Here is a 2,008-nt window from a genome sequence, read left to right on the forward strand (position 1 = left end):
TATTGGGGGCAATCAAAGATCAATTTGAACCTGCCTATTCAAAGGATACCAATTATCCCTATTTGCATTGGTGGCCAAAAAAGAACACCACCGAATATGTGCAATATGATTTTTCTGAAAACCAAACCGTTTCAGAATCCGGAGTTTATTGGTATGACGATGGGCCATGGGGCGGTTGCCGGATTCCGCTTTCATATAAGGTATTATATTTGAAAGACGGCGCCTGGATACCCGTTGAAATATTAAGTGATTCGGGAATCGCTAAGGACCAGTTTAATTTTCTTAAATTTAAACCGGTAAATACCAAAGCCTTGAAACTTGAAGTTCTGCTGCCGATAGAACAATCTTCGGGTATTCATGAGTGGAAAGTGAAATGATTAATTGGTAGTTAATCAAATATCATCTTATGTTTAATAAATCAATCTATATTAAAAGGAGACAAGTTCTCAAATCTAAATTTAACAGCGGGATTCTACTTTTCATGGGTAACAACGAAAGCCCGATGAATTACAGAGATAATACTTATCACTTTAGACAGGATAGTACTTTCCTGTATTATTTTGGAATCAATGTGCCAGCGCTTTCGGCGATCATAGATATTGATGAAAACAGGGAAATCATTTTTGGTGCAGAAATGACTTTAGATGAACTAGTGTGGATGGGAAGGCAAGAGTCATTAAAGAGCAAGTGTGAAAAATGCGGAATAGATGAAGTCCAGATACCTGGTGCACTTAAAAGTTATGTTGAGCAGGCTGAACATAGGGGTAGAAGTGTTCATTTCTTACCTCCTTATCGTGCAGATAATGAGATCAAGCTGGCTGCCCTGTTAAAGATTGATATTGAGGAATTGAATACAGCTTCTTCGGTTGAATTTGTGAAAGCTGTTGTTTCACAAAGGTCTGTGAAGTCGGAGGAAGAACTCATTGAGATAGATAAGGCAGCATCAATATCTGCAGATATACACCTGAATGTGATGCAGGCCACCAGACCTGGAATGTACGAAAGAGAAGTTGCAGCAGCCATCCATCAGGCAGCCCTGGCCTCCGGAGGTAACCTGGCTTACCCGATTATATTAACGGTAAATGGAGAGATCCTGCACAACCATTATCAGGGCAACCGATTAAAGGAGGGACAACTCGTACTTAACGATTCGGGCGTGGAAACGGCAGGTGGTTATGCAAGTGATCTTACCCGTACTTTCCCCGTTTCCAAACGATTTACCATTGAACAAAAAGATATCTATGAAATTGTACTGCAGGCTTATCAGGACGCTTCGAGCATGCTCTCGTCAGGAACAAGGTATCTCGATATCCATTTTCAGGCTTGTAAGAGCTTAACTCTCGGTCTGAAAGCATTGGGATTAATGAAAGGGAATGTCGAAGATGCAGTAGCCGCTGGAGCACACACTTTATTCTTTCAATGTGGTACCGGGCATATGATGGGACTTGATGTTCACGATATGGAAGATCTTGGTGAACAATATGTGGGTTATTCGGATAAGTTGAAAAAAAATACCATTCAGTTCGGCCTAAAGTCCTTGCGGATGGGCAAGGAGCTACATCCAGGTTATGTGGTCACAGTTGAGCCGGGGATTTATTTTAATAAAGAATTAATTGACCGCTATAGCGCTTCAGGTTTGTTCTCAGATTTTATAAACTACCCAGCTGTAGAAAAGTTCCGGAATTTTGGAGGTGTCAGGATTGAAGATGATTTTGTGATCGAGGAGGGAGGAGCCCGCATGCTGGGTAAACATCTGGCAAATACTGTTTCAGAAATYGAAGACATCAGGGATTCCGCCTTTTAATTAAGAAGCTACCAAAAACACTTATTTAAATCCAAGGCCACAAACGGGGTAAAAATGGATTGATACCTGATAAAATACGAAAACTATCCTCATTTATTTGCTTCTAACTTTAACCGAGTTAAATATATCAGTCAATTAACTAAACTAGGTTTAAGTATGAAAGCAAAAAATGAGTGTTACAAACACCGTAGTAATGGATTATGG

Annotated in this window: 1 protein-coding gene and 1 pseudogene; both read left to right on the forward strand. The window is 40.2% G+C overall.

All coding sequences use genetic code 11. The features are described from left to right. Positions 1-377 (forward strand): annotated as a pseudogene (locus AC1DG9_RS26395) (glycoside hydrolase family 127 protein); the annotation flags it as partial. A 29-nt stretch (positions 378-406) separates the two neighbouring features. Beyond that, positions 407-1,804 carry an aminopeptidase P family protein gene (locus AC1DG9_RS26400; protein ID WP_288879126.1) on the forward strand — a complete coding sequence of 466 codons (1,398 nt, stop codon included), beginning with the start codon at positions 407-409 and terminating at the stop codon, positions 1,802-1,804. Positions 1,805-2,008: the final 204 nt, after the last annotated feature.

It is taken from the genome of Pedobacter sp. 05L430 (genome assembly GCF_056397585.1).